Source organism: Halorhabdus sp. SVX81 (genome assembly GCF_029207715.1).
Lineage (GTDB): Archaea > Halobacteriota > Halobacteria > Halobacteriales > Haloarculaceae > Halorhabdus.
The window spans coordinates 402,240-426,873 of record NZ_CP104322.1 but is presented as its reverse complement, the minus strand read 5'-3'; the positions used below and the strand labels follow the sequence as shown (position 1 = coordinate 426,873).

Below are 24,634 nucleotides of genomic sequence, written 5' to 3'. Positions count from 1 at the left end.
GTCGGCGCAAAAAGGTGCGGGACGGCGCTTCAGACCAGGCTCGACCCGTCGAAGTCGGTACGATCGTACTCGACGTCCATGAGCGAGAGGATCGTCGGGGCGACGTCGTACAGGTCAGCGCCCGAGACGGTCGCGTCGTCGTCTTCGATCAGCAAACTGGCGTTGTCGAAGCTGTGCATCCCGTTGCGCGGGCCGGTGCCGAAGACCGACTCGCTCCCCTTGAACCCGGCCTTCAGGTCGAAGCCGTGGTTCGGGATCACGACCAGATCCGGCGCGATGTCGTCGTGGTCGCCCCGGAACGCGTCCTCCTTGGTGACGACCCGGTCGGCGACCGGATTCCCGTCCGGCCCCTCGAGGGCTTGTAGCTTCGCTTTGAGGTCGGCCCGGATGTCCTCGTAATCCTCCTCGGGGACGCCGCCGTTGGCTTCTCGCTCCTCCAGGTTGATGTAGAACCGACCGGGAATCAGCGAGTACGCCTTCGTCGATTCGTCGAGGTCAGCAAGCTCCTCGGGGTCGTCAGTGTCGAACGTGAGCCATCCCTCCTGCTCCAGCCACTCGTTGAGGTGAACCTCGTAATCGAGTGTGGTAAACCCGTGATCGCTGGCGACCATCATCGTCACGTCGTCATCCAGCAACTCGCGGAGCTCACCCAGGTACTGATCGACCGTCCGATAGAACTCGAGGAATTCTTCCTTGTACTCGCCGTCCTCCTCGTAGTGTTTGAACAGGAAGTGGTTGACCCGGTCGGTCGTCATGAAGACGCCGAAAAACAGGTCCCAGTCGTCGGCCTCGATGTAATGTTTGAACGCCTCGAAGCGTTTTTCGAGGGTCTCGTGGGCGTCCGCGAGGAAGTCGCTCTTGTCGTCGTCGTGGCCGAGTTTGGCGTTGACATCGATCCGGTACTCCAACTCCTCCAGGGTATCCCGTAGTTCATCCGGGTAGGCGGCCTCCTCGACGCCCGGGGAGAGAAAACCCGAAACCATCCGCTGGACGTCACGCTGTGGCGGGAACGTGACGGGGACGTTCAGCACCGTTGCGTCCCGGCCAGCTGACTGGACGCGATCCCAGAGCCGCGTGGCCTGGACGTCACGCCCCATCGGGACGTACGTCTCCGCAGAGCCGACTTCCCGGTCCTGGAAGCCGTAGACGCCGGTTTCACCGGGGTTGACGCCAGTCGTCAGCGACGGCCAGCAGGCCGACGATTCCGGCGGCACGATACTGTCGATCGCCCCGCCCGCGCCCTCCGTTGCGAGTGCGTGCAGGTGCTCGAACTCCTCGTCGTGTTCGGCGATCAGGCTATACGGGACGCCATCGATGCCGAAAAAGGCGACTCGCGGATCGTCGTCGCCGCGTATCCGATCGAATAGACCCATATCTCGCGATACTGTGGTCTGACACAAGAAGGTTCTTCTAGGGGCCGAGGCCGACGGCTAACCGCGACGGCGGCAAGGCTTGCGCCGTCAGTCGCCCCGATCGGCGGAACGCTCGGCCGGCTTGGGGGTTGAATCGGCCGGTTTGAAGTTCTCCGGGACGACGGTGTAGTGAGCGATCCCGACCGCTTGGCGTTCGGTTGCCATCACACTCGAAAACAGGGCCGGGACACGCAAATAATTACCCATAATTATACCGCATGGGCGCGGTGGCGGGGTATAACCGGCGGGAATCGTAGCTGTGACTGCGTTACTCGGCGATCTTCTCCTCGTAGAGCTCGCGGGAGTGCTCGATGGCGTCTTTGGCGGCGGCCGCGTCCTCCCAGCCCAGCGTCTCGACTTCCTTGCCTTCCTCCAAGTTCTTGTAGGTCGCGAAGAACTCGTCGATCTCGTCGAGGGTCTGCTGGGGGATGTCATCGAGATCCTCGATGTGGTCGTAGCGGGGGTCCTCGGTGGGGACGGCGATGACCTTGTCGTCCTGTTCGCCGTCGTCGTCCATCTTCATGAGCGCGACCGGGCGGGCCTCGATGACACAGCCCGGGAACGTCTGGTCCTCGACGAGCACGAGGACGTCCAGCGGATCGTCGTCGTCGTAATGGGACTGCGGGATGAACCCGTAGTCGCTGGGGTAGTGGACGTTGCTGTGGAGGACGCGATCCAACACGACGCCCGGCAGGTCCTTGTCGTACTCGTACTTGTTGCGCTCGCCTTTGAGGCACTCTACGACCGCGTAGATCTCCTCGGGCGGGTTCGGCCCCGCTTCGAGGGCTTCGAAGAGGTTTACCATCACCTGACTCTGGCGGGGGCCACCAAAAAGACCTTTCGAGTCGGGAGTTCCAGCCCGAAGACAACCCGAATATCAATCTTGATATTTATCGGATCGGCAAATCGTCCCTCGGTGCCATGTGCCACCCCTTCGGAACAGTATTTTCAGAAGAGGACTCACAGAAAGCAGTCGTTAGAAGAGCGCTAACCGAAGCAAAACCGTTCTTAGAGAGTGATGAAAAGATTCGTGCCGCTCCGACCACAGGTAACAAAGGTTAAATGTCCGGATGACATTCCTTTAGTTATGTCAGAGGCACAAACCGAAGTCGCGCCTCCAAGCATTGCCCGAGAACTCAGTGCGTTCCAGCAGAACATCCTGGTCATCCTGGCCGAGGAAGCGCGCTACGGCCTCGCCGTCAAGCGCGAGCTCGAAACGTACTACGACTCCGACGTCAACCACGGCCGGCTGTACCCGAACCTCGACGACCTCGTCGAGATGGAACTCGTCGAGAAGAGCGAGCTCGACAAGCGAACTAACGAATACAGCGTCACCGAGAAGGGCTACGAAGTCCTCCTCGAACAACTGGCCTGGGAGTTCGGCAAGATCGTCACCGAGGAATCGCGCGCCGACGACATCCGAGAGCTGCTCGAAGACGCGGCCTGAGGTCCCGAACAGTATTCGCGGTCCGTCAGCGCAGTTCGCGTTGACTTTTTTCACACGTCATAGCCGTTGGCCTCGCGGTCGATCGACGGACACTCGCCGTCGACGACTTCGAACGCGTGTTCGAGTGACTCCGTGAGGACCGCACGCTGCTCGTCGTCGGGGAAGGCGTTGCGCGGGAAGTATTCCGCACGAAACTCGGCGACGTGATCGGCGGTCGCGTCGGCGATCCGCAGTGCGTGATGGTTGCTCATGAAGTCGGCGAACGCCGCCACGTTCGCGGCGTGGACCGAGCCGTGGCGTTCCGCAACCGCGTCGACGACAGCGCGGTTGTCGGCGTCGACGGTCTCCCAGTCCGCGTCGGTTTCGGGGTCGAGCGGGCGCTCGACCGCGCGCGAACGGTCGTCGATCCGATCGAGCACGACCTCCCCGTCGTCGAGCCATTCCGTCGGATAACACACCAGCACGTCGCCGTCGCGTTCCGAGCGGATGCGCGCCTCGAAGCCGTGCTCGGCAAGTAGTTCGTCACGGCGGTCCCGAAGCCCCGTGGCGCGTTCCTCGTCGGCGCGACGCGCGTGGCGGGTGAGTCGCTCGACTGTCTCGATCACGTCGGCCGGGAGGTCACCGGCTGTCGTATCGGTGTCTGTCGAATCTCCCTCAGCCATCCTCGAACGCCTCGTTGGCGAGAGCATCCGCGCGCTCGTTGATCTCCCGGGGGACGTGTTCGATCGACCAGTCGTCGAATTCGCGAAACAGTTCCCGCACCCGGACGCGGCGCTCGCGGAGGTCGGGATCGTTGGTGTCCCACTCACCGCGAACCTGGCGGACGGCCAGTTCGGAGTCGCTGCGGACCTCGACGGAATCGAAGCCGTAGTCGGCGGCGATCTCAAGGGCGTGGATCAGCGCCTCGTACTCCGCGCGGTTGTTGGTCGTCGAGCCGATGCGTTTGCCCCCCTCGGTGACGATGCCGCCGTCGCCGGTGAGAATTACCCAGCCGATGGCCGCCGGGCCGGGGTTGCCACGCGAGGCCCCGTCGACGTAGACGTGCGCGCGCCCGCCCTCGTCGGCCAGGACCGCTGTCAGTGTCCCTGGATCGCCCCCCTGGACGACGACTTTCCCGTCGTAGGCGACGGCGGTCGCACCGCCCGATTCGGCCCGCCAGCGCTCGTGATCGGTGTTGCCCGACTCGACGGCGATGCCCGCGGCTTCCAGCCGTTCGCGGGCGGCCGCCGGGTCGCACTCGATGACCGGCATTGGGAGGGCTATCCGGGCGAGCGGTTAGGGCTTTCCGGTCGGTGACAGTCGGTCGACCGGGTCGCGACGGAGCGCGATCCCAAAAACAGACGAGGCCGGCGTTAGGACCGCCAGTAGGCCCGCGTCAGCAGCACGAGCACGGGGAAGATCTCCAGTCGGCCGATCCACATCAGAAAGACCATCAGGAATTTCGAGGTCCAGGGGAACGAGAGGTAGTTCTCCATCGGCCCGACAGCGCCGAATCCCGGCCCGACGTTGCCGATGGTCGCCGCGATCGCGCTCATGCCGTCGAGGACTTGCAGTTCCATGCCGATCCGCCCGGCGTCGAGCATGAGGACGACGACGCTGAGGAAAAACAGCGCAATGTACAGCAGCGTGAAGGCGTGGATCCCCCGGATCGCCGACTCGTCGAGCGCCCGGCCACCGAGTCGGACGGGCTTGACGGCCTCGGGATGGACCGTCGTGAACAGTTCCCGCTTGATCGACTTGGCGATCACCAGCCACCGGACCATCTTGATCGCGCCGCCGGTCGATCCTGCCGAGCCGCCGAGGAACATCCCAAAGAGCAGCAGGTACTGGGCGGTCGTCGTCCAGCCGTTGAAGTCGAAACTCGCGTACCCCGTGGTGGTGACGATCGAGACCACCTGGAAGAGGCCGTGCCGGAGTGACTGCTCGACGCCCGCAAGACCGACAGTACCGGGGAGGCTCGACCCCACGAAGAGCACCACCGTGACGACGGCGGTCAGAGACGCCATCACGCCGGTGTAAAACCGGAACTCCTCGTCCGCCAGCAGCGAACGAGGGTTCCCCTGGACCAGCCCCCAGAACAGCGCGAAGTTCGTCCCCGCAACGATCATGAAGGGGATGATCACCCACTGGACGGCCGCCGAGAACACCTCGATCGAGTAGGCCTCCGGTGAGAACCCGCCGGTCGGCAGCGTCGTCAGTCCATGCGAGATCGCGTTGAACAGCGTCATCTCCTTGGCGAAGCCGGCGAGATGGAGGCCGTACAAAAGCGCCATTTCGAGGACGGTAAAGGCGAAGTAAGCAATCCACAGCACCCGGGCCGTCTCGGCGATCCGCGGCGTGAGCTTCTCGATGCCGGGGCCGGGCGCTTCGGCGTCCATTAGCTGTGCGCCACCGACAGAGAGTTCGGGCAGGATCGCGACCGCGAGCACGACGATCCCCATCCCGCCGAGCCACTGGGTGAGCTGTCGCCAGATCAGGAGCGCGTGGGAGTGGTACTCGACGCCGATGTTCTTCATGACCGTCGCCCCGGTCGTCGTGAAGCCGCTCATCGACTCGAACAGCGCGTTCGGGACCTGGGGCCAGCTAAGCGTCGACGCCGTGCCGTGCTCCGCGAGCAGATACGGGAGCGTCCCGACGAGTGCGACCGCGAGCCACGTCGACGCGACCATCAGAAAGCCCTCGCGTGCACCGATGTCCCGGTCGTCGTCGAGTTGGGAGAGTCCGTATCCGAGCAGCGTCGTCACGACGATGGTCGCCAGAAACGGCATCCAGCCTTCGCCATAGAGCAGGGCCGTCACCAGCGGCAACAGGAGTGGGACCGCCAGGTACAGCAGGACCCGGCCCGTCAGCGAGAGGCTGGCCCGCCAGTCGACCCGAAGGTGGCCGTTCATATTTTGGCGAGTGTCTCTTCGAGGGCAGTGGCTTCGACGAAGAAGACGACGTGATCGCCTGCGTGGACGACCGTGTCTCCCCGTGGCCGGACGAACTCGCCGTCGCGGACGATCGCACCCACGACGACGCCGCCGGGCAAGTCTGCGGCGGCCGACTGGATGGTCCGGTCGCAAAAGACACTCTCGTCGTCGATCTCGATCTCGATGACTTCCGCGCGGTCGCTCTCGATGATCGCCACGTTCTCGGCGTGTTCCTCGCGCGTGAACCGTGTGATCTCCTCGGCAGCCACTTCACGCGGCTGGACGGCGACGTCCATGCCGACAGTTTCGAACAGGTCGACGTACGAGCCCTCCTCGACGACAGCGATCGCCCGGTCGGCACCCAGCCGCTTGGCGAACAGCCCGGCAAGCAGGTTCGCCTCGTCGGACTCTAGGGTCGTGACGACGACGTCGACCGCATCGATGTTCTCGCTCTCCAGGAAGTCCCGATCGGTAGCATCCGCTTCGAGGACCGTCGTCTTCGGCAGCGACTCGGCGAGGAACTGCGCCCGTTCGGGGTCGCGTTCGATCAGCTTGGCCCGGATACCGCGTTGTTCGAGGAGCCGTGCGGTCTGGTAACCCACCGAACTCCCGCCGACGAGCAACACGTCGTGGTAGTCGTCGTCCGGCGCGACGGCGTGGCTGAACGCCGTCACCGCCTCGTCGGTCCCGATCACGATGACTTCGTCGCCAGCCGACAGTCGAGTGTCACCGCGCGGGATGACGATCTCCTCACAATCCGCCTCGTCGTCGGGACAGATGATCGCCGCGAAGGTGAGATCGTCGAATCGGTCGGCCTCGGCGACGGTCTGTCCGGCGACGGGACTCCCCGCGGCGAGTTCAAACTCGGCCATCTGGATGGTGCCGTCAGCGAAACTGTCGACGTCCCTGGCGGCCGGGAGGCCGATGATACTGGCGATCTTCCGGGCCGTCAGCAGGTTCGTCCCGACCATCACGTCGACGCCGAGCGCCCCCTCGGCGTTCTCCCAGGTGTCTAAGTACTTGGTATTGCGAACGCGGGCGATGGTCGTGACGTCGTCGAGGGTCTTTGCGGTCCCACAGGAGACGATGTTGGTCTCGTCGTCGTCCGTGACGGCGATCAACAGTTCGGCGGCCGCCAGACCGCCCTCCTGTAACGTCTCAATGGCCGCCCCGTCGCCCTCGATCGCAAGCACGTCCAGATCGTACGTCAGTGCCTCGACGCGATCACCGTCGACGTCGACCACGACGACTTCGTGTTCGTCGGCCAGGCTAGCGGCGATGCTCGACCCGACTTCGCCGGCACCGACAACGATCACGCGCATCCGGGCCCCTCCATCATTGTCGCCAACTACCCCCCCGTCCGGGAAGTGTGTTTTCCTCCGGAACTCCGACGCCGGTTATGAAGCGTACTCTTGGTCGTGATCGATGAACGCGACACGGAAGCGGACAGGGGCTGCCCGTCGCCGTGGCGCAGTCGCTCACTGCGTCCCGAACACTGTCAGGCCGATCGAGCTTACTGGGCCCCGAACACCGTCAGCGCGTCCGTCTCCAGGCCAGTCTTCGAAAACAGCGACACGACGTCACCCGCCTGAATGACCGTCTCACCCTTCGGCGTGAGGACGTCCCCGTCGCGTTCGATGCCGACGACGAGCATCTCGTCGGCCAGCAAGTCCGACTCGACGGCGTCCTCGATGGTTCGGTCGGCGATCTCGGCCCCCTCCGAGACCGTGAACTCGACGACCTCCGCGCCGCCGGCAAGCCCCATGAAGTCCGTCAGCGACGGCCCCTTCGGGGCGTCCTCGGGACCGAACGGATCGTAGGGCCGGAAGTACTGCTCCTCGATGACGCTCTCGTCCTCGATCGTCAGTCCGAGATCCGACAGTTCGGCCGCGATCCGCCCGATGTCGTCCGTATCGGTCCCGACGGCAGTGACCGTGAGATTCGTCGTCCCGGCCATCAACTCCCTGGCGGCAACGACGCCCGAGATGTCCAGGGCTGCCTGTGCGAGGTGATCGCGATCCGGGATCGGAGCCGTACACCGGAACTCGTAGGTGACGTGTCCCTCGATGGCCTTGTAGTCGATGTCCGCGAGATACCCCCGCAGGATCCCCTCCGTCTCGAGCTGGCGGATCCGGTTGCGGATCGTCGCCGCCGTCACCTCCATCTCCTCGGCGATCTCCGGCGCTGCCGTGTTCCGGGCGTCCGCCGCCAGATAGTAGAGAATGCGCTTGTCGATCTCGTCGAGGCGATGGTCCATGCGCGCGCTACGACCGTCTCGCATAATTACCTCCCGATATATCAGTGGCTGGCGAACCCGCCCACCCGAAATATAAGCCAGCCGTTACTATTTTCGGAGTTTGTCCATATACGTCATGCATTTTCGTATCGGAAACAGAATCCGTGGATATATACCTTTTCGATAATCTAGCGGCAGGTAGACAGCGATCGGCGGACACGGCCACCACCCATGACCCAGCCAGACGACGAGTCGCCGGACGTCCCCGAGGACATCCAGGCGGCGCTCGACGACAGTGGCGACCGACAGCTTCGAGAGATCATCCACGACGCCCAGGCACGTCTCGAAGCACATCCACCACTGAACGAGGAAGTGCCCCTGGAGACGGGCGAGACGTTCGTCGGCGAGGAGGTCGAACTCGACGAGGCGGTCGTGGAGGCACTCGACACGAGTGACGACGAGTTGCTGCGGGGGGTCGTCACGTACGCTCGTCAGTGCCTCGAGGACCGCCCACCGCTAACGGGGGTCATCGAAGCCCGGGACAACGAGGAACTCGTCCGAATGGAAGACGAAGGACCGTACACGACCGTCGTCGTCGAGCGGCCGGACGAAACGGGCGCGGCACGTGGCCCCTTCGCCTACATGGTCCAGTGGGAACCACACATCGACGACGAGGGCAAATACAAGTGGCACTATCTCGGCCGCGTCTTCGACGAGGAGGAGACCTGACGTGGACGAGTCACTCTTCGAGCGTGCCGTCGTGCCGGTCGCCAGCCGGGACGACGCGGCGGCGACGGCGGCCGCACTCGCGCCATACATCGACGCACCGGATCGAACAGTAATCGCGGTCCACGTCATCGAGAAGGCCGACGGCGCGCTCGACAAAGCCTCGATCGAACAGCGCGAGGCGGACGCCGAAGCGATGTTCGGGATCGTCACCGAGGGACTCGACGGGGTCGACGCCACCCTCGAAACGGAGATCCGCTACGGGACCGACGTCGCGGGGACGCTCGTCGAGACGGCGGACGACGTCGCGGCGAGCGCGATCGTGTTCACGCCGCGGGGCGGTAGTCGATGGAAGCAACTCCTCTCGGGCGACGTGACCCACAACCTCGTCCACGAGAGCGACGTGCCGGTCGTCGTCCTTCCCGATCGGGAGGTGAGCGAGGCGTGAGCGAACGTGCCGGTCTGAGAGCGTCGGTATCGGCCGATCTAGCTGAGTGAACATACTGAATAGGAGCTATGTACGTCATCATCGTCGGTGCGGGAGACATCGGGACGCCACTGATCGACATCGCAACGCGATCAGGCAACGAGGTCGTCGTCATCGAGCGCAACGCCGATCGGGCCAACCGGGCGGCCGATCGCTTCGACTGTCTCGTCCTCGAGGCGGACGCGACGACCAACAACACCTTAGAAGAGGCCGGCGTCGAGCAGGCCGACGCCGTAGTCTCGACGACCGACCGGGACGCGACCAACGTCATGGTGTGTCTGCTCGCCACGGAGTACGAGGTGCCGTCGATCCTCTCGGTCGTCCACGACCCCGAGCACATGAGCCTCTTCGAGCAGATCGGGGTGAACACCATCGAAAACCCCCAGCAACTCATCGCCGAGTACCTCTACCGGTCGGTCGCACGGCCGGCGATCGTCGATTACATGCGCATCGGCGAGGAGGCCGAGGTGTTCGAGATCGCCGTCACCGAGAACGCACCCATTGCCGGGAAGACGCTCACTGAAGCAGGAGAGGGTGACATCCTCCCCGAGGATACGCTGATCGTCGCCATCGACCGTGAAGGGGAGGACAGGCCACTGACGCCCCGCGGGAACGTCCGGATCCGGCCGAACGATCTGTTGACGGTGTACTCGGCACGCGGGGCCGACCCGGAACTCACGGACGTCTTTGGCCATTACGAAGACCAGACAGCATGAAACACTCGACCGACGCGGTCCCCACCGCACGCACTGGCGAAACGTCCAGCGATCGAGGCGGTGATTTGGGACTCCGTCATTTATTAGCCGGTCCAGTCTGTGGGTCCGGGTATGATCGCCCCATCTACCGTGACAGCGCGGACAGCACGGGTCGACCGATCGTCGAACCGGGGGCACTGATCCATGCCCGAGTCACTGACGGGCCACCTCGTCGTGCCGGTCGACGACGCCGAGGACGCCCACGCCACGGCGACGGCACTCCAGGCTTACGCCGTCGAGAAGGTGACTGCAGTCCACGTCGTCGAGAAGGGGGGCGGGTCACTGGACACGATCCCGCTCGAACAGGCCGAGCAGCGAGCCGAGGAAGCTTTCGAGGCGTTTCGGGAGGTGATCCCGGACGCAAACACGGAGCTCACGTATCACACCGACGTAGTCGAGGGGGTATTCGAGGTCGCCACCGACCGCGAGGCGACCGCCATCGCGTTCCACCCGCGTGGCGGGGGGCGACTCACGCAGTTCCTGTCGGGGGACACCGCACTCAGACTGATCACGGACGCCGACCGGCCGGTGATCGCACTGCCGGACCCTGCCGAGGGAGGAATGTAACACAAATGCTCACAGACTACTTCGAGACCGAGGTGAACGTGCTCGATGAGTGAGACCGAACAGGAGTTGGCTCGCGACCTCGGCTTCCTCGAGGCCTACACCATCGGCCTCGGGACGATGATCGGCGCGGGCATCTTCGTCCTGCCGAGCATCGCGGCCGAGGCGGCGGGACCGGCGGCGATGGTCTCCTTTGCCCTGGGCGGTGTCGTCTCGCTGCTCGCCGCGCTGTCGCTGTCGGAACTCGCGACGGGCATGCCCAAGGCCGGCGGGAGCTACTACTACGTCAATCGGGCGCTCGGCCCCTTCTTCGGGAGTATCGTCGGCTGGGGGATGTGGGCCGGGCTGACCTTCGCGAGCGCCTTTTACATGCTCGGGTTCGGCCAGTACCTCCTCCCCCTGTTGACGCCACACGTTGACATCCTCGCCGAGATGACCGCACTCGGCAAGACCGTCGCCGCACTGGGGATGGCCGCGCTGCTGACGGGGGTCAACTACTACGGCGTCAAGGAGACCGGCGACCTCCAGAACGTCATCGTCATCACGCTGGTCGGACTGATTTTGGCCTTTCTCACGCTCGGCTTGCTCAGCGGTCCGACCATCGGCGAGTTCAACCCCGAAGGCTGGCCGGCCGTGGCCGCGACGGTCGGGACGGTCTACGTCTCGTTCATCGGCTTCGAGGTGATCGCGACGAGCGCCGAGGAGATCAAGAACCCGAGCCGGAACCTGCCGCTGGCGATGATCGCCGCGGTCGTCACGCCGACGATCCTCTACGTCGGCGTCATGTTCATCTCGACGGGGACGATCCCGCTCGACATCCTGGCGGATTCCGAGGTCCCGGTCAAGATCGTCGCCGAGGATATCCTGCCCGGATTCGCCTCCATCGTCCCCGGGCTCTCGCCGTCGTTGCTCGCGTCGATCGGCGGGACGGTGATGATCCTCGGTGCGGTCCTGGCGACCGTCTCCAGCGCGAACGCGTCGATTCTCTCGGCGGCCCGGGTCAACTTCGCGATGGGCCGGGATCAGATCTTAGTCGAGTGGCTCAACGAGGTTCACGACCGCTTCCGGACGCCGTATCGCGCGATCACGGTGACGGGGATCATCACGCTCGTGCTGATTGCCATCGGCGTCGGGATCGGCACCCTCGCCGAGGTGGCGAGTTTCATGTACCTGGTGACCTACACGCTGGTCCACGTCGCCGTCGTCGTCCTCCGGCGGGCGAACCCCGACGCCTACGAACCGACGTTTCAGATCCCGTCGGTGCTGTACCCCGTTGTCCCCATCCTCGGGGCGGCGGGCTGTCTCGGCGTCCTCGTCCAGATGTCGACGAATATGGTCCCGTACACCATCGCTTTCGGGGGAATGAGCCTGACCGCCCCGGTCCAGTTGACGATCGTCGGCATGATCGGGATCGTGCTGATCGGCTTCGGCATCGGGTGGTACTACCTCTACGCCCGCGACCGCGCGCCGGCGATGAGCCTCGTCGGCGACGCGATCGCGCCAGAGACGACGGCCGCCGCGGACGGCGATGACGTCTACCGGGTCGTGGTCTCAGTGGCGAATCCCGACACCGAACGCGATCTGCTCCGGAAGGCCGCGGCGAGTGCCCACGCCCACGACGGCGAGGCCGAAATCGTCGCCGTCAACGTCATCGAGGTGCCCGATCAGACCTCCCTCGCCCAGGATCTCACCTTCGAGGAGGAACGCGTCGATCGCCAGCAGGAACTGCTGGCGGCGGCCCGCGACGTGGCGGTCGATCTCGACGTCGGCCTGCGGACGCGGGCGATCGTCGGCCGCGACGCCGCCTCAGCAGTGCTCGACGTCGTCGAGGACGAGAACGCCGACCAGGTGTTGCTCGGCTGGACCGGCAAGCGCAGCCGCCGCGAACACGTCCTCGGTTCGACGATCGATCCGATCGTCGGTCACGCCTCCTGTGATGTCACGCTCGTCAAGCGTGGCCCCAAACCTGACGAGTGCGAGGACGTCATGGTCCTTGTGGGAGAGGGGCCACACACTCCTGTGGCCGCACGTCGAGCCGCCGAGTACGTGGCTTCGACCGAGGGCGCGTCGCTGACGCTGTTGAACATCCAGCCCCCCGCCGAGGAGGGCGAGGACGCCGTCGAACCCGTCGAAGCGGGCGAAGCACTGATCGAGGACGTCATCGAACGCGCGTCGGTGACCGAGACGGCCTACGAGACGCGCGTCGTCGTCGATGCAGACACCGAGGAAGCGATCATGGACGCGGCTGCGGCATACGATACGATCTGCGTCGGCGCGACCAGAGAGAGCGCCGTCTCCCAGGCGCTGTTCGGATCGCTGCCCGAGCATCTCGGGACGGACCTCGATCGGACGGTCGTCGTCGCGCGCGGATCGGAACGCTCACCAATGTCCATACAAGACGCACTTATCAAACGATTGGAGGGGTGACACGTATGTACATCATCATCGTCGGCGCGGGCGATATCGGCACGCCACTGATCGACATCGCGACGCGATCGGGCAACGAGGTCGTCGTCATCGAGCACAACACCGAACGGGCCAACCGAGCGGCCGACCGCTTCGACTGTCTCGTCCTCGAAGCCGACGCCACCACCAACGCAACCTTAGAGGACGCCGGGGCCGCACAGGCCGACGCGATCGTCTCGACGACCGACCGGGACGCAACGAACATCATGGTCAGTCTGCTCGCCAAGGAGTTCGACATCCCGGCGATCCTCTCGGTGGTCCACAACCCAGAGCACATGAGCCTCTTCAAGCAGATCGGGGTGAACACGATGGAGAACCCCCAGGAACTCATCGCCGAGTACCTCTACCGGGCGGTCGCACGGCCGGCGATCGTCGATTACATGCGCATCGGCGAGGAGGCCGAAGTCTTCGAGATCACCGTCACCGAGAACGCGCCCATCGCCGGCAAAACCCTCCAGGAGACCGCCGACGAGGATCTACTCTCCCAGGACGTCCTCGTCGTCGCTATCGAGCGGGAGGACGCCAGCGAACCCATCACCCCGCGCGGGGAGGTGACAATCCACGCCGGCGACCTCCTGACCGTCTACTCGGCCGTCGGCGCGGAGCCGGAGATCACCGACATCTTTGGCCATTACGAGGATCGGATCGACGAGTGAGACACGATGGGGACCGGATCGACAAGCGACACACGATGAGGACCGGATCGACGACTGACCGGACCAGGCAACTCCAGGCAGCGAACGAAACCGTTGCGACAGAGACCACACAGCCATGAACGGGACGACAGCAACCATCGGACGCGACGTGGGGCGGATCCTCGAAGCACTCGGCGGCCTGATGATCGTCTCGATCGTCGTCCCGCTCGTCTGGGGCGAATGGTTCGGCGCGCTCGCCTTCGGCGTCTCGGCGCTCGTCCCGCTGGCCGTCGGCTACGGGCTGCACCGCCGCTTTGCCGAGGCCGACTCGCCCTCGCGACTCCACGGCATGGTCGTCGCCGCGACGGGGTGGCTGTTCGTGGGCGTCTTCGGGTCGGTTCCCTTCCTGCTGGTCGCCTGGGGCGTCCACCTCGGCCTCCCGACGGGACTGGAGGGGACGCCGACGCTGTCGGCCTTCCGAGATCCCCTGAACGCCGTCTTCGAGAGCATGAGCGGCTTCACCGGGACCGGGCTCACGATGACCGACAACGAGAAGGTACTCCCGCGCACCCTCCAGTGGTGGCGGACCTTCAGCGAGTGGATCGGCGGCGTGGGCGTGATCGTCCTCACCACGGCGATCCTCGCCCGGCCCGGATCGGGGTCGCTCACGCTCTACGAGAGCGAGGCGCGTTCGGAGAAGATCCACCCGAGCATCGTCTCGACGGTCCGGACGATCTGGTGGATCTTCATCCTCTTTACGTTCGTCTCGATCCTCGCGCTGTTCGCGGCCGGGATGCCGATCTGGGGGGCGATCAACCACGCGATGACCGGCCTCGCCACGGGCGGGTTCTCGATCACCGACAACTCGATCGCGACCTACGACAGTGCCCTCATCGACGCCGTGTTGATCCCGATCATGCTGCTCGGATCGATCGCCTTTCCCGTCCACTACCTCATCCTGCAGGGGGACCTCCGGAACATCTACGAGGATCTCCAGACCCGGTGGGTGTTCATCTACATGAGTCTGGGGTCGGCGCTGCTGTGGGCGTTCCTCTACGTCGGCCCCTACGACTCCCCCCTGTCCGCACTGCGCTACGGGGGCTTTCAGTTCGTCTCGGCGGCGACCTGTACCGGGTTTCAGACGGCCGTCGACGCGACCAACGTCGCCCTCGGCGCGTGGCCGGCCCAGGCCCAGTTGCTCGTCGCCTTCGGCATGTTCGTCGGCGGCGCAGCCGGCTCAACCGTCGGCGGGATCAAGCTCATCCGTGGACTGACCCTGATCAAGGGGATCCGCTATCAGATCGGCGACGTCTTCTACCCCGACAGCGCCGTCCGTCGGCTCGACATCGACGACCGCCGACTCACCGAGGCGGAGGCAAACCGGGAGTTCGTCGAGGCGGCGATCATCGCCGTCCTCTGGACGACGTTTCTCGTCGTCGGGACGGTTCTCCTGCTGGTCATCTTACCCGCAGAGGAGTTCTCACTGGCGAACGCGTTCTTCGAGGTCGCCAGCGCCCAGGGTAACGTCGGCCTCTCCTCGGGCATCACCGGGCCCGAATCACTCCCGGCCCTCGGCAAAATATCCTTCCTCGGCCACATGTGGATCGGTCGCCTGGAGATCATCCCGGTCCTGGTCGCGGCTCGGACGCTGTTGAGTCGTGGGGGGATGTATCAATGAAGCTCGAAACGCTGCCGTTCGTCTCGGCTGTCCTCGAGTCCGGGGCCGACGACCGGATCTACGACGGACTGTTGCTGACTGGCCCCGTCGTGATTCTCCTGATCGCAGTCCTCGAAACCACACGCACACGCTTCCTCTCCGGGGTCGCCAAAGCGCTCGCGATCGCGTACGTGACGGCGTTCGTCGCCTACGTGCTCTATCGCGGTGTACGTGGGGAGTGACCGCGTCGACCCGGGGCCACGCTCCGGGCTGGAAGGATCCGATCGCCCCAGGTGAGGACCAGTCAATCGGACAGCGACATGATCAATGATAGGGGATAGCGGGGCGATCGACGCCGAACAACCGACGGCGGATTGCCCTACCTGGTAGGTGACTGAAAGTATGCCAAAGCCTTAAGTGGGATTACACTGCTACTATATAAGTGCGATGACACGGTCTACCCGCCAGCGGGAGCGCGAGCGCGAGTCCGAGACCGAAACCGACGAACAAGAGGGGGTGGAGGAGTGTCCGGAGTGCGGATCCGATAGCCTGGTGAAGGACGCGGACCGGGGCGAGTTGATCTGTGAGGACTGTGGACTGGTCGTCGAGGAGGGGAACATCGACCCCGGCCCCGAGTGGCGGGCGTTCAACCACCAGGAACGGCAGGAGAAGTCCCGCGTGGGCGCGCCCACGACCCAGACGATGCACGACAAGGGGCTGACCACGACCATCGACTGGAAGGACAAGGACGCCTACGGGCGTTCGATCTCCTCGAAGAAGCGCAGCCAGATGCACCGCCTGCGAAAGTGGCAGGAACGCATCCGGACGAAGGACGCGGGCGAGCGCAACCTCCAGTTCGCCCTGAGCGAGATCGACCGGATGGCGTCGGCGCTTGGCGTCCCCCGCTCCGTACGGGAGGTCGCCTCGGTCATCTATCGACGGGCGCTGGACGACGACCTCATCCGTGGCCGATCGATCGAAGGGGTCGCGACCTCGGCGCTGTACGCTGCCTGTCGGAAGGAAGGCATCCCCCGGAGCTTAGAGGAGATCAGCGAGGTCTCCCGCGTCGAACGCAAGGAGATCGGCCGCACCTATCGGTACATCTCCCAGGAACTCGGCCTCGAGATGGAGCCCGTCGACCCCAAGAAGTACGTCCCCCGGTTCTGTTCGGAACTCGAACTGAGCGAGGAGGTCCAGAGCAAGGCCAACGAGATCATCGAAACCACCGCCGAGAAGGGGCTGCTGTCGGGCAAGTCCCCGACCGGCTATGCGGCCGCCGCGATCTACGCTGCCTCGCTGCTTTGCAACGAGAAGAAGACTCAACGGGAGGTCGCCGACGTCGCCCAGGTGACGGAAGTCACGATCCGGAACCGCTATCAGGAGCAGATCGAAGCGATGGGCATCCACAGCTGATCGCTGCTGGAAGATCGACTGACGGTGCCGCCGTCATGAGCAACGCCCTGAAAGTGCCCGCCGTCTGTTGGGCTATTGCGGCCCCCGTGCAGCGCGCTGGCTAGTTTGCATGGCGTCACTCGACGGCTATCCAAGCGACCGTTGTAAACTGGAATGCCGTGATACCGACCAAGAGATCACCACGAGCCCCAGCCGAGTCAGGGACGGCGATACAGCGAGTAGGTAATGAAGGCAAGCCCGGTGAACTGCGAGACCCTGGCAACGAGACGTATCGGTGTCGCGACGGATTCCGGGAGGATCTCCAGGCGAAGAAACAGCCCCCCGAAGGCAGCCAGTGAGAACGACACGGCTGTCAGCAGGATCAGGCCGATCGAGAGGTATCGCATCGAGGTGCTATCGTTGCGGCGAAATCCCCGGTAGGCCTGGTAGCCGATGACCAGCCCCAGGACGGCCGACGCCAGCGGGATCGAGATCGATGCAACCTCGACGGGGTCGACACTGTCGATCATAGGTCCTGCCACATCCTGGTGAAGCGATCGGCCGGGTCTTCCTCGGCCGGGCGGCGTCGTTCGAGTTCGATCCGGCACTCCCCGTCTTCGAAGGAGACAGTGACCGATTCGAGGCAGGAGATGTAGACGCTGTAATGGTGGCCGTCCGGATCGAACTGTGTCTGTTCGTCGATCAGGTCGTGGTTTTTCAGCCGGTCGACGCGCCGGTAGATCGTCGAATCCGACGCGTCACAGTGCTGACTGAGCCGTTCTGCTGACATAGGTTGGGCACTCGTGGCTGTGAGGATCTCGCGGGCGTACTCATCCTCGAGGAGGGCGAGCAATTCGGCGGTCTCGCTGTCGCCGCTCACAGGCCAAGTCAGTGCGGTGGGGGTTAAAAACCCACCCCCGACTGCTGAGTCTGTGACTGTGCCCCACGCCGGGGTCTCGCTTCGAGGCGGCATTCGACGGGAGGCCAAGGTTCCTTATCAGTCGGGACCAACAGTCGGACATGGTCAGACGCCGCGCACCACCGACGCTCGAAGGCTGGTATGCACTGCATGACTTCAGGACGATCGACTGGGACGCCTGGCGGGACGCCCCCAAGCGAGTACGCGACCGCGCGATCGACGAGGGGCAATCTCACCTCCAGGAAGCCACGGCGGTCGGCGACGCCGATGACGGTGGCTCGGCCGTCTACGCGATGCTGGGCCACGAGGCCGACCTCCTGATCGTCCACCTCCGGCCGACGACGGCCGCCATCGACCGCCTCCAGCGCCGATTCGAACAGACGGAGTTCGCCGGCTTCACCGAACAGACCGACTCCTTTGTCTCCGTCACCGAGGCCTCGGGGTACTCCAAGAAGGGCCGGGAGTTCATCGAGGGCGAAGTTGAGGACGACTCCGGGCTGGCCCGATACATGCGCTCGCGCCTCGAACCGGAAATTCCCGACGCCGAACACGTCAGTTTCTATCCGATGGACAAGCGCCGCGATCCCGAATACAACTGGTACGACCTGCCCTTCGAGGAGCGCGCCGAACACATGGACACCCACGGCGTGATCGGGCGGGAGTACGCCGGCAAGGTGACCCAGATGATCACCGGCGCGATCGGGATGGACGACTGGGAATGGGGCGTGACGCTGTGGGCCGACGACCTCACCGACGTCAAGGAACTCCTCTACGAGATGCGATTCGACCCCTCCAGTTCGAAGTACGCCGACTTTGGCCCGTTCTGGGTCGGTCGCCGAATGGAACCCGCCGACCTGGCGGCGTACATGGCCGGCGACGCCATCGCGGACGGTAACGAGCAGTCCGCTGGCGACCACTCGAACGTCCCCGCGACGCCAGCAGACGCCGCCGAGAGTCACGAGGGCGGCGAGCACCACGCCGAGGAGCACGGCGAAAGCGCACACTCCGGTGGACATCCCGAGACGGACGACTCTGCCGACGGCCACCCGTCCGGCCACGAGACGGGTGAAGATGGGGGTCACCCCACAGGCCACGAGACGGGCGAAGACGGGGATCACCCCGGCGACGCGGGCGAGCAATCGGACGAGGACGGCCATCCCGGCGGTGGCGGCCGCCCGTCAGTCGGCGACGTCTCCTACTCGGAGGTCGATGATCTGCCCGAGCGACTCTTCCAGCTCGGCCTCCGGGCCGGCGAGGATTACGAGGGCGGCGAGTACGGCCTGCTGTTCTATTCGGACGCCGACGCCGCCGAACTCGCCGAGGAGGTCGACGGACTCAGGGGGAACTTCGACCACTACGACCGCCACGTCGCCACGCTCGTGCGGGCCTCCGGCGGCCGGTCGGCCGTCGTCTCGGTCTGGACAGCCGAGGACGCCGCCGAAACGGCGGCGGGCTTCCTGGGTGATCTCCCCGGCATCACCGAGCAATACGGCGGCGTCCTCGACGCCGGAGACGCGGCGGACGGCGGCAAGGAAGACCACGGCGCGACCACCGAGGCAGGGACGGACGAACAAGCAGCCGCGTCAGTCCGGGCCGAACTGTCCGAGGCAGGCGTCTACGCCGGCCAGCCCCACGGCGAGGATGTCTACGCCATGGTGGTCTACTCCGAGGCCGCACCCGACGAACTCGCCGGCCCCGTCGGGGGACTCCGGGACCACTTCGCCGACGCCGAGGGCCACGTCAGGACCGCGATCTACGAGCCCGAAGTGGGCGAAGTGACCGCAGTTGAGGATCGCGAGGCGACCGCGATCGTCAGCCTCTGGGAGGACGCCGCGGACGCCGAGGACGCGGCCGACGCCCTGGCGGAATTGCCCGGCGTGCTTGCCCGCGCCGGCGAGGGCGAGGGCTTCGGCACGATGGGGATGTTCTACCAGGTCAAACCGGACTACCGCGAGGAGTTCGTCGAGACCTTCGGGGCCGTCGGCGAGAAACTCGCCGAGATGGACGGCCACCGGGGAACGGCGTTGCTGGTCAACGACGACGACGAGACCGACATGTTCATCGCCTCGAACTGGGACGCACGTGAGGACGCCATGGCCTTCTTCCGGTCCGAGGACTTCCGTGAGACTGTCGAGTGGGGGCGTGAAGTCCTGGCGGACCAGCCACGGCACGTCTTCCTGGCGTAGACCACTTGGCCCCGATCCGGCTGTAGAACCGGAGGGAATACTTTTGTAACAAAACGTTCGAATAGCATCTATGGCGACGAACAGCGGCAGTGACCCACTCCCGTCCGCAGTCAAACAGCGACTGTGTAACGATCCGGACGTCGAGTTCGTCGTCGCCTTCGGTTCGCGAGTTACCGGGACAGCGAGTGCGTCCTCGGATATCGACATCGCCGTCAAGTTCACCGATCGCCTCTCCCCCGAGGAACGGTTTCGAAAGCAGTATCGACTTTCCGGCCAGCTTCAGGACAGTGAACTCCCGTTCGTCGATGTTTCCGATATCGAGGAGTTGTCGCTCGAGTTCGCTCAGGCGGCTGTCAGCGGGGAACTGCTCTGTGGAAACGACGCGGCCTTCCGGACATACCGTGAGAACATTGCGGCCGAGTTCGAGCGCAAGCGCGAACAGTTAGCCGAGAACCACCGTGATCGCATTCGTCGAATCGCGGAGGAGGGACTGCGTGGCTGACGCCGCCGTCATCGGGACGAAACTCGAACAGATCGAACAGTACCATAGCGAACTACGGGCAAAGCAGGACCTCGGGAGGGAACCGTTCCTGGAGGACATTACCCAGCAACGGGCAGTCGAACGCATGTTCGAAAACGCGATCCAGGCATCGGTCGACCTCCCAAAGCACATTGCGTCGACGGACTTCGGATACGAGGGAAATACCTCGAAAGGAGCAGTGAACGTGCTTCGAGACAACGGCGTCATTCGTGAAGAAACCGCGTCGACACTGATCGACGCGGTAGGCTTTCGGAATATTCTCGCTCACGAATACGGCACCGTGCGACCGAAGCAAGTGTACGAATACCTCCAAACTGATCTCGGCGTATACGACGATTTCAGCCGGCAAGTCGCGACCTGGTGGCACGAACAAGCAAACTGAGCCTGCCGTTCGAGTGGGGAGCCGACGACGCCAAGAGCGGTCAGCCAGCCATCAGTCCGGGAACGTTCAGGATATCGTCGAATGGGGGCGTGAAGTCCTGGCGGACCAGCCACGGCACGTCTTCCTGGCGTGTCGGTCCGCCGACGCGAATCCTCAAGTGTGTCGCTACCCAGTGATCGCTATGCCCAACGAGCGCGACGAGGGGCCAACTGGTCCACCCGGCCCTGACGACGTTGAGGACGTACCGACGATCACTTGCGAGCGCTGCGATAGCGAGTGGGACCTGGCCTACGAACTGGAGGAACTCGCGGTCGGCAACCAGGCGCTCGAACAGTTCGCCCTGGATCACCAACGGCACACCGGGCACTTCCCCGACGGCGTCTCGACCTGGCAGGCAGACTGCCGACAGTGTCCCGAATCAGTCCAGCGCCTCGACGAGCGGGGGGCGCGACGGTGGGCACAGACCCACGCCAGACACACCGATCACGCGGTCGAACTCACCCACGCTGACGAAGAACCGACGCTGATCGAGCGAGCCGAGTGAACAGCCGAGACGGAGAGTGCGGCCCGGAAAAACCGATCGACCGGCTACTCCTCGTGAGCGTCGTCGTCCTCGGTCGAAGTCATGTCGAGGTCTTTCTCGCCGAAGTAGATCTCCGCGCCGTCCTGGGCGACCTTCTCGGCGAGGACGGCACATTTGACGCGCATCGGCGAGATGTCCACCCCGAGCATGTCGATGACGTCGTCCCGATCCAGTGCTTCCAGTTCCTCGATCGTCATTCCCTGAAGCCGTTCGGAGAGCATCGACGCCGAGGCCTGAGAGATCGCACACCCGTCGCCGCGGAAGGCGACGGCTTCGATGGTCTCCTCGTCGTCATCGAGGACGATGTCCATCTCGATGGTGTCTCCACACATCGGGTTCTCGCCGGTGTGAGAGAACGTGGCATCGTCGAGTTCGCCGTGGTTCCGCGGGTTCTTGTAGTGATCGAGGATCTGCTGTCGGTACATGTCGCTGCCGCCGATTCCCATAGTAGTGCCGGATAGGTGATACCGGCCGAAAAACGTTCCGCGGGATGAGTTGGCATGCTGACGTGAGCCGGTGTGAGAGTGTGGCCGAAAAGCGTATTATTAATACCCTACAATATCACAGGTCACAGTATGGAGCGGTCCCGGCGAGGGGCGAGACACCAATGTTCGACAGAGTGAACGACCTATCCGACTCGTTGATTGGGGGTGGAGAGACAGACGCGGATCTCGACCCGGCCGCGTTCGCCGAGTTGCTGGACAACGGCGAACAGCCCGAGCACGTGCTGGCGAGCGACGGCGTCGAGCACGAGACGGACGGCCGGACCACGACCGTCGAGCCCGATGGGGACCACGCCGCGTATCTCCTCGCGACCGACGAACGGGTAGTGATCATCCTCGGCGACCAGCCAGAAGAGGCCGAGATCACCTTCGAGATGGACGCGATCACGACCTGCGAGGTCGACTCCGGGCTGTTGAACGAGACGGTGGTCGTCGGCCACGATACGGAGTCGATCACCTTCTCGCCGACCGCGGGCGATCTCGAATCGACGGCGACGTATGTCGAGACCGTCGCCGAGACCTACCGAACGGTCGACGATGCCATCGAGACCGCCATGGAGCGCCTCGACACGCTGGAGGAGCGCATCCGGGCGGACGAACCCACGGAAAACCGGTTGGTCCGAACCCGCTCGAAGCTCTCCGAGGCGCGCCACGAGGCAGCCAACGCCGAGATGGCCCCACGCGAGAAGCTGGGTGACCGGGTGACCGAGGCCGAGCGAGAGTTCGAGCGGCGATACGTCACCACCTGGATCGAACGCGGCGAGGCAGCACTCGAAACAGCGGAGTCGACGGGCGAGGACGATTACGAAGCCTTCTGTCGGTCCTATACGACAGCGGCCACAGCAGCTGATACGCTCGCGAACGTCGGCGAACGGTTCGATCACGTTTCCGAGAGCGTGATCGACCGCGTCGAGGCGTTCGTTGAGGGTGTCGCGGGGCTCGATACCGGTTACGTCGAGGCAAGCCAGGACGCACTCGACGCGGCCAGAAACGCGGACGACCCGGAGACTGCGGCGACACGCTGGCTGGAAGCATACCGGCGGTTCGACGCCGCCCACGAGACGGACTGGGATCGGACAGCCGACCTCCCGGAGCTGTCGACCGAGAACGAACTCGAGGGAATCGCCGAAAACACCGTCGAGGCACTAGTCGAGCACGCCGAGCGCCTCGAAGACGAAGGTGAAAATTGCGAGGACGACGACGCCGAGGCCGCCCGCTCGCTGTACGAACAGGCGGCCGACACCCTTCGGGACGCACAGGCCGTCGCCGAGAAGTGGGCGTCCGTCGACGACGATCCCTTCGAGACGCGACTGGCAACCCTCGATGAGAAGATCGACCGCACCAAGTGGGAGTGGGGTTCGCCCGACGCCGCCGAGTGACGCCGACAAACCGCGCTTGCCGTCACTCTAACCGAACAGCTCGCGGGCGTCGTCGACCACCTTTTTCCCGCTCGGGTCGCCTTCGGCGACCACTCGCGGCAAAAATCTGGACCAAAAAAACCGATCCCTCGGCTACGCCTCGGGACCGGCGAAACGCGGCCACAGGCCGCGTATGCTCACCCAAACAGCTCTCGGGCGTCGTCGATCGCCTCGATCAGCACGTCGATCTCGTCAGTCGTGTTGTAGAGGTAAAACGAGGCACGCGCGCTGGCAGCAACGCCGAGTTTGTCGTGCAGCGGCTGGGTGCAGTGATCGCCGGCCCGGATGGCGACCGCGTAGTCGTTGAGAATCGAGGAGAGGTCGTGGGCGTGGACTGATTCCAGATTGAACGAGACCAGGCCACCGCGTTCCTCGCCAGCCGGTGGACCGTAAATCTCGATGTCGTCGAACTCCCCGAGGCGGTCGATGGCGTACTGGGCGAGTTCGTTCTCGTGGCGGGCGATTCGGTCCATCCCAATGTCAGTGAGGTAGTCGGCGGCCTCCGCCAGGGCGATCCCCTGGGCAATCTTGGGTGTCCCGGCCTCGAACTTCCAGGGCAGTTCGTTCCAGGTAGCGTCATCGAACGTGACTTTCGTGATCATATCGCCGCCGTAGTTGAACGGCTCCATGTCCTCGAGGATCGCTTGCTTGCCGTAGAGACACCCGATCCCGGTCGGTCCGGCCATCTTGTGACCGGAGAAGGCATAGAAGTCAGCGTCGATCGCTTCGACGTCGACCGGTCGGTTTGGCACGGCCTGGGCACCGTCGACGAAGATCAGCGCGTCGTTCTCGTGGGCCATCTCGGCGAGGTCGGCGACTGGGTTGATCGTCCCGAGGGTGTTCGAAACGTGGACCACTGAGACCATGGCCGTATCCGGGCCGATGAGTTCCCTGGCGTGGTCCATGTCGAGATGCCCGTCTTCTGTCACGCGGATGTACCGGACCGTCGCGCCGGTCCGCTTGGCGATCTGTTGCCAGGTCACCAGCGACGCGTGGTGTTCCATCTCCGTCAGGACGACCTCGTCGCCGGGGCCGAGTTCGTTCAGTCCCCACGCGTAGGCCACCAGATTCTCCGATTCGGTCGTGTTGCCGGTGAAGATCAGCTCCTCGCGGCCGCTCGCGCCGATGAACTCGGCTATCCGATCGTGGGCCTCCTCGTAGGCCACACTGGCCTCCTGGCTGAGCTGATGGAGGCCCCGATGGACGTTTGCGTTGTAGGTCTCGTAGTACTCGCTGATGGTGTCGATGACCCGCTGGGGCGTCTGTGTCGTCGCCGCGTTGTCGAGATAGACCAGCGGTGTCCCCTTGAACTCCCGCTCCAGCACGGGGAAGTCGTCCCGGATCGACCCGACGTCTACGTCCCCTGTTTCACGTACCGTCATTAGTGCTGTCTCGGGGACCCAGACGGAACTT

The 24,634-nt window shown here is 64.5% G+C and carries 26 protein-coding genes; 15 read left to right on the top strand and 11 right to left on the bottom strand.

What is annotated here, in order from left to right:
• Nucleotides 1-29 precede the first annotated feature (29 nt).
• Nucleotides 30-1,373, bottom strand: coding sequence for an alkaline phosphatase family protein (locus SVXhr_RS02080; protein ID WP_275739006.1), 1,344 nt, complete (start codon nucleotides 1,371-1,373; stop codon nucleotides 30-32).
• Nucleotides 1,374-1,680: 307 nt separating this feature from the next.
• A complete protein-coding gene (locus SVXhr_RS02075) occupies nucleotides 1,681-2,217 on the bottom strand; it encodes an inorganic diphosphatase (protein ID WP_275739005.1) in 537 nt (178 codons plus the stop codon).
• A gap of 282 nt (nucleotides 2,218-2,499) precedes the next feature.
• Between SVXhr_RS02075 and SVXhr_RS02070 the strand changes: the two genes are divergently transcribed.
• Nucleotides 2,500-2,859 (top strand): helix-turn-helix transcriptional regulator, encoded by a 360-nt coding sequence (locus SVXhr_RS02070; RefSeq protein ID WP_275739004.1) that lies wholly within the window; start codon nucleotides 2,500-2,502, stop codon nucleotides 2,857-2,859.
• A 50-nt stretch (nucleotides 2,860-2,909) separates the two neighbouring features.
• Here the strand turns inward: SVXhr_RS02070 and SVXhr_RS02065 are convergent, their stop codons facing one another.
• The 5 genes from SVXhr_RS02065 to SVXhr_RS02045 all read right to left on the bottom strand — a co-directional run bounded on the left by SVXhr_RS02065 (nucleotide 2,910) and on the right by SVXhr_RS02045 (nucleotide 8,028).
• Complete coding sequence (locus SVXhr_RS02065; RefSeq protein WP_275739003.1) at nucleotides 2,910-3,521, bottom strand: rnhA operon protein; 612 nt, start codon at nucleotides 3,519-3,521, stop codon at nucleotides 2,910-2,912.
• Nucleotides 3,514-4,110: a ribonuclease HI gene (gene rnhA, locus SVXhr_RS02060; protein ID WP_275739002.1), complete on the bottom strand. Its 597-nt coding sequence runs from the start codon at nucleotides 4,108-4,110 to the stop codon at nucleotides 3,514-3,516. The genes SVXhr_RS02065 and rnhA overlap by 8 nt, the downstream gene beginning before the upstream one ends.
• Nucleotides 4,111-4,211: 101 nt before the next feature.
• Nucleotides 4,212-5,750: a TrkH family potassium uptake protein gene (locus tag SVXhr_RS02055; protein ID WP_275739001.1), complete on the bottom strand. Its 1,539-nt coding sequence runs from the start codon at nucleotides 5,748-5,750 to the stop codon at nucleotides 4,212-4,214.
• Complete coding sequence (gene trkA / locus SVXhr_RS02050; protein WP_275739000.1) at nucleotides 5,747-7,093, bottom strand: Trk system potassium transporter TrkA; 1,347 nt, start codon at nucleotides 7,091-7,093, stop codon at nucleotides 5,747-5,749. The genes SVXhr_RS02055 and trkA overlap by 4 nt, the downstream gene beginning before the upstream one ends.
• Nucleotides 7,094-7,284: 191 nt before the next feature.
• Nucleotides 7,285-8,028 (bottom strand): Lrp/AsnC family transcriptional regulator, encoded by a 744-nt coding sequence (locus SVXhr_RS02045; RefSeq protein ID WP_049941215.1) that lies wholly within the window; start codon nucleotides 8,026-8,028, stop codon nucleotides 7,285-7,287.
• A 210-nt stretch (nucleotides 8,029-8,238) separates the two neighbouring features.
• On the opposite strand from SVXhr_RS02045, the gene SVXhr_RS02040 reads away from it, so the two are divergent.
• From SVXhr_RS02040 to SVXhr_RS02000, 9 genes are all read left to right on the top strand, one after another.
• Nucleotides 8,239-8,736, top strand: a complete 498-nt coding sequence (locus tag SVXhr_RS02040) for a hypothetical protein (protein WP_275738999.1) — start codon at nucleotides 8,239-8,241, stop codon at nucleotides 8,734-8,736.
• A 1-nt stretch (nucleotide 8,737) separates the two neighbouring features.
• The gene (locus tag SVXhr_RS02035; protein ID WP_275738998.1) at nucleotides 8,738-9,181 is read left to right on the top strand and encodes a universal stress protein; all 444 of its coding nucleotides are present in this window, start codon (nucleotides 8,738-8,740) and stop codon (nucleotides 9,179-9,181) included.
• Nucleotides 9,182-9,249: 68 nt separating this feature from the next.
• The gene (locus tag SVXhr_RS02030) at nucleotides 9,250-9,936 is read left to right on the top strand and encodes a TrkA family potassium uptake protein (protein WP_275738997.1); all 687 of its coding nucleotides are present in this window, start codon (nucleotides 9,250-9,252) and stop codon (nucleotides 9,934-9,936) included.
• Between the two features lie 183 nt (nucleotides 9,937-10,119).
• Nucleotides 10,120-10,542, top strand: a complete 423-nt coding sequence (locus SVXhr_RS02025; protein WP_015788965.1) for a universal stress protein — start codon at nucleotides 10,120-10,122, stop codon at nucleotides 10,540-10,542.
• 45 nt (nucleotides 10,543-10,587) lie between these two features.
• The gene (locus SVXhr_RS02020; RefSeq protein ID WP_275738996.1) at nucleotides 10,588-12,966 is read left to right on the top strand and encodes an amino acid permease; all 2,379 of its coding nucleotides are present in this window, start codon (nucleotides 10,588-10,590) and stop codon (nucleotides 12,964-12,966) included.
• A gap of 5 nt (nucleotides 12,967-12,971) precedes the next feature.
• On the top strand, nucleotides 12,972-13,661 hold the full coding sequence (locus SVXhr_RS02015) for a TrkA family potassium uptake protein (RefSeq protein WP_275738995.1): 690 nt from the start codon (nucleotides 12,972-12,974) through the stop codon (nucleotides 13,659-13,661).
• 115 nt (nucleotides 13,662-13,776) lie between these two features.
• Entirely contained in the window at nucleotides 13,777-15,318 is a 1,542-nt protein-coding gene (locus tag SVXhr_RS02010) for a TrkH family potassium uptake protein (protein WP_275738994.1), read from the top strand.
• The gene (locus SVXhr_RS02005) at nucleotides 15,315-15,539 is read left to right on the top strand and encodes a hypothetical protein (RefSeq protein WP_275738993.1); all 225 of its coding nucleotides are present in this window, start codon (nucleotides 15,315-15,317) and stop codon (nucleotides 15,537-15,539) included. Before SVXhr_RS02010 ends, SVXhr_RS02005 begins: the two co-directional genes overlap by 4 nt.
• Nucleotides 15,540-15,744: 205 nt before the next feature.
• Entirely contained in the window at nucleotides 15,745-16,710 is a 966-nt protein-coding gene (locus SVXhr_RS02000) for a transcription initiation factor IIB (RefSeq protein WP_008528372.1), read from the top strand.
• Between the two features lie 197 nt (nucleotides 16,711-16,907).
• On the opposite strand, the gene SVXhr_RS01995 is transcribed toward SVXhr_RS02000, so the two are convergent.
• Both SVXhr_RS01995 and SVXhr_RS01990 read right to left on the bottom strand, forming a co-directional pair.
• Nucleotides 16,908-17,219 (bottom strand): hypothetical protein, encoded by a 312-nt coding sequence (locus tag SVXhr_RS01995; RefSeq protein WP_275738992.1) that lies wholly within the window; start codon nucleotides 17,217-17,219, stop codon nucleotides 16,908-16,910.
• Nucleotides 17,216-17,569 (bottom strand): winged helix-turn-helix domain-containing protein, encoded by a 354-nt coding sequence (locus tag SVXhr_RS01990; protein WP_275738991.1) that lies wholly within the window; start codon nucleotides 17,567-17,569, stop codon nucleotides 17,216-17,218. The genes SVXhr_RS01995 and SVXhr_RS01990 overlap by 4 nt, the downstream gene beginning before the upstream one ends.
• A gap of 140 nt (nucleotides 17,570-17,709) precedes the next feature.
• Between SVXhr_RS01990 and SVXhr_RS01985 the strand changes: the two genes are divergently transcribed.
• The 4 genes from SVXhr_RS01985 to SVXhr_RS01970 all read left to right on the top strand — a co-directional run bounded on the left by SVXhr_RS01985 (nucleotide 17,710) and on the right by SVXhr_RS01970 (nucleotide 21,261).
• A complete protein-coding gene (locus tag SVXhr_RS01985) occupies nucleotides 17,710-19,794 on the top strand; it encodes a heme-binding protein (protein WP_275738990.1) in 2,085 nt (694 codons plus the stop codon).
• Nucleotides 19,795-19,864: 70 nt separating this feature from the next.
• Nucleotides 19,865-20,296 carry a nucleotidyltransferase domain-containing protein gene (locus SVXhr_RS01980; protein WP_275738989.1) on the top strand — a complete coding sequence of 144 codons (432 nt, stop codon included), beginning with the start codon at nucleotides 19,865-19,867 and terminating at the stop codon, nucleotides 20,294-20,296.
• A complete protein-coding gene (locus SVXhr_RS01975) occupies nucleotides 20,289-20,717 on the top strand; it encodes a DUF86 domain-containing protein (protein WP_275738988.1) in 429 nt (142 codons plus the stop codon). The genes SVXhr_RS01980 and SVXhr_RS01975 overlap by 8 nt, the downstream gene beginning before the upstream one ends.
• 181 nt (nucleotides 20,718-20,898) lie before the next feature.
• Nucleotides 20,899-21,261, top strand: a complete 363-nt coding sequence (locus tag SVXhr_RS01970) for a hypothetical protein (protein ID WP_275738987.1) — start codon at nucleotides 20,899-20,901, stop codon at nucleotides 21,259-21,261.
• A 44-nt stretch (nucleotides 21,262-21,305) separates the two neighbouring features.
• Here SVXhr_RS01970 and sufU read toward each other — a convergent pair whose 3' ends face one another.
• Nucleotides 21,306-21,746 (bottom strand): Fe-S cluster assembly sulfur transfer protein SufU, encoded by a 441-nt coding sequence (gene sufU / locus SVXhr_RS01965; protein ID WP_275738986.1) that lies wholly within the window; start codon nucleotides 21,744-21,746, stop codon nucleotides 21,306-21,308.
• A 161-nt stretch (nucleotides 21,747-21,907) separates the two neighbouring features.
• Here sufU and SVXhr_RS01960 point away from each other — a divergent pair, with 161 nt between their 5' ends.
• The gene (locus tag SVXhr_RS01960; RefSeq protein ID WP_275738985.1) at nucleotides 21,908-23,182 is read left to right on the top strand and encodes a hypothetical protein; all 1,275 of its coding nucleotides are present in this window, start codon (nucleotides 21,908-21,910) and stop codon (nucleotides 23,180-23,182) included.
• Nucleotides 23,183-23,358: 176 nt separating this feature from the next.
• Here the strand turns inward: SVXhr_RS01960 and SVXhr_RS01955 are convergent, their stop codons facing one another.
• On the bottom strand, nucleotides 23,359-24,603 hold the full coding sequence (locus SVXhr_RS01955; RefSeq protein WP_275738984.1) for a cysteine desulfurase: 1,245 nt from the start codon (nucleotides 24,601-24,603) through the stop codon (nucleotides 23,359-23,361).
• Between the last annotated feature and the right edge of the window lie 31 nt (nucleotides 24,604-24,634).

What these genes read in the sequence shown, in the direction of transcription:
- SVXhr_RS02000 (WP_008528372.1), top strand. Translation starts at nt 15,745, where the DNA reads ATGACACGGTCTACCCGCCAGCGGGAGCGCGAGCGCGAGTCCGAGACC.
- SVXhr_RS02040 (WP_275738999.1), top strand. Translation starts at nt 8,239, where the DNA reads ATGACCCAGCCAGACGACGAGTCGCCGGACGTCCCCGAGGACATCCAG.
- SVXhr_RS02020 (WP_275738996.1), top strand. Translation starts at nt 10,588, where the DNA reads ATGAGTGAGACCGAACAGGAGTTGGCTCGCGACCTCGGCTTCCTCGAG.
- rnhA (WP_275739002.1), bottom strand. Translation starts at nt 4,110, where the DNA reads ATGCCGGTCATCGAGTGCGACCCGGCGGCCGCCCGCGAACGGCTGGAA.
- SVXhr_RS01995 (WP_275738992.1), bottom strand. Translation starts at nt 17,219, where the DNA reads ATGATCGACAGTGTCGACCCCGTCGAGGTTGCATCGATCTCGATCCCG.
- SVXhr_RS02065 (WP_275739003.1), bottom strand. Translation starts at nt 3,521, where the DNA reads ATGGCTGAGGGAGATTCGACAGACACCGATACGACAGCCGGTGACCTC.
- SVXhr_RS01985 (WP_275738990.1), top strand. Translation starts at nt 17,710, where the DNA reads ATGGTCAGACGCCGCGCACCACCGACGCTCGAAGGCTGGTATGCACTG.
- SVXhr_RS02070 (WP_275739004.1), top strand. Translation starts at nt 2,500, where the DNA reads ATGTCAGAGGCACAAACCGAAGTCGCGCCTCCAAGCATTGCCCGAGAA.
- SVXhr_RS01980 (WP_275738989.1), top strand. Translation starts at nt 19,865, where the DNA reads ATGGCGACGAACAGCGGCAGTGACCCACTCCCGTCCGCAGTCAAACAG.
- SVXhr_RS02025 (WP_015788965.1), top strand. Translation starts at nt 10,120, where the DNA reads ATGCCCGAGTCACTGACGGGCCACCTCGTCGTGCCGGTCGACGACGCC.
- SVXhr_RS01955 (WP_275738984.1), bottom strand. Translation starts at nt 24,603, where the DNA reads ATGACGGTACGTGAAACAGGGGACGTAGACGTCGGGTCGATCCGGGAC.
- SVXhr_RS01970 (WP_275738987.1), top strand. Translation starts at nt 20,899, where the DNA reads ATGCCCAACGAGCGCGACGAGGGGCCAACTGGTCCACCCGGCCCTGAC.
- SVXhr_RS02015 (WP_275738995.1), top strand. Translation starts at nt 12,972, where the DNA reads ATGTACATCATCATCGTCGGCGCGGGCGATATCGGCACGCCACTGATC.
- sufU (WP_275738986.1), bottom strand. Translation starts at nt 21,746, where the DNA reads ATGGGAATCGGCGGCAGCGACATGTACCGACAGCAGATCCTCGATCAC.
- SVXhr_RS02080 (WP_275739006.1), bottom strand. Translation starts at nt 1,373, where the DNA reads ATGGGTCTATTCGATCGGATACGCGGCGACGACGATCCGCGAGTCGCC.
- SVXhr_RS02075 (WP_275739005.1), bottom strand. Translation starts at nt 2,217, where the DNA reads ATGGTAAACCTCTTCGAAGCCCTCGAAGCGGGGCCGAACCCGCCCGAG.
- SVXhr_RS02045 (WP_049941215.1), bottom strand. Translation starts at nt 8,028, where the DNA reads ATGGACCATCGCCTCGACGAGATCGACAAGCGCATTCTCTACTATCTG.
- SVXhr_RS01960 (WP_275738985.1), top strand. Translation starts at nt 21,908, where the DNA reads ATGTTCGACAGAGTGAACGACCTATCCGACTCGTTGATTGGGGGTGGA.
- SVXhr_RS02055 (WP_275739001.1), bottom strand. Translation starts at nt 5,750, where the DNA reads ATGAACGGCCACCTTCGGGTCGACTGGCGGGCCAGCCTCTCGCTGACG.
- SVXhr_RS02005 (WP_275738993.1), top strand. Translation starts at nt 15,315, where the DNA reads ATGAAGCTCGAAACGCTGCCGTTCGTCTCGGCTGTCCTCGAGTCCGGG.
- trkA (WP_275739000.1), bottom strand. Translation starts at nt 7,093, where the DNA reads ATGCGCGTGATCGTTGTCGGTGCCGGCGAAGTCGGGTCGAGCATCGCC.
- SVXhr_RS02010 (WP_275738994.1), top strand. Translation starts at nt 13,777, where the DNA reads ATGAACGGGACGACAGCAACCATCGGACGCGACGTGGGGCGGATCCTC.
- SVXhr_RS02030 (WP_275738997.1), top strand. Translation starts at nt 9,250, where the DNA reads ATGTACGTCATCATCGTCGGTGCGGGAGACATCGGGACGCCACTGATC.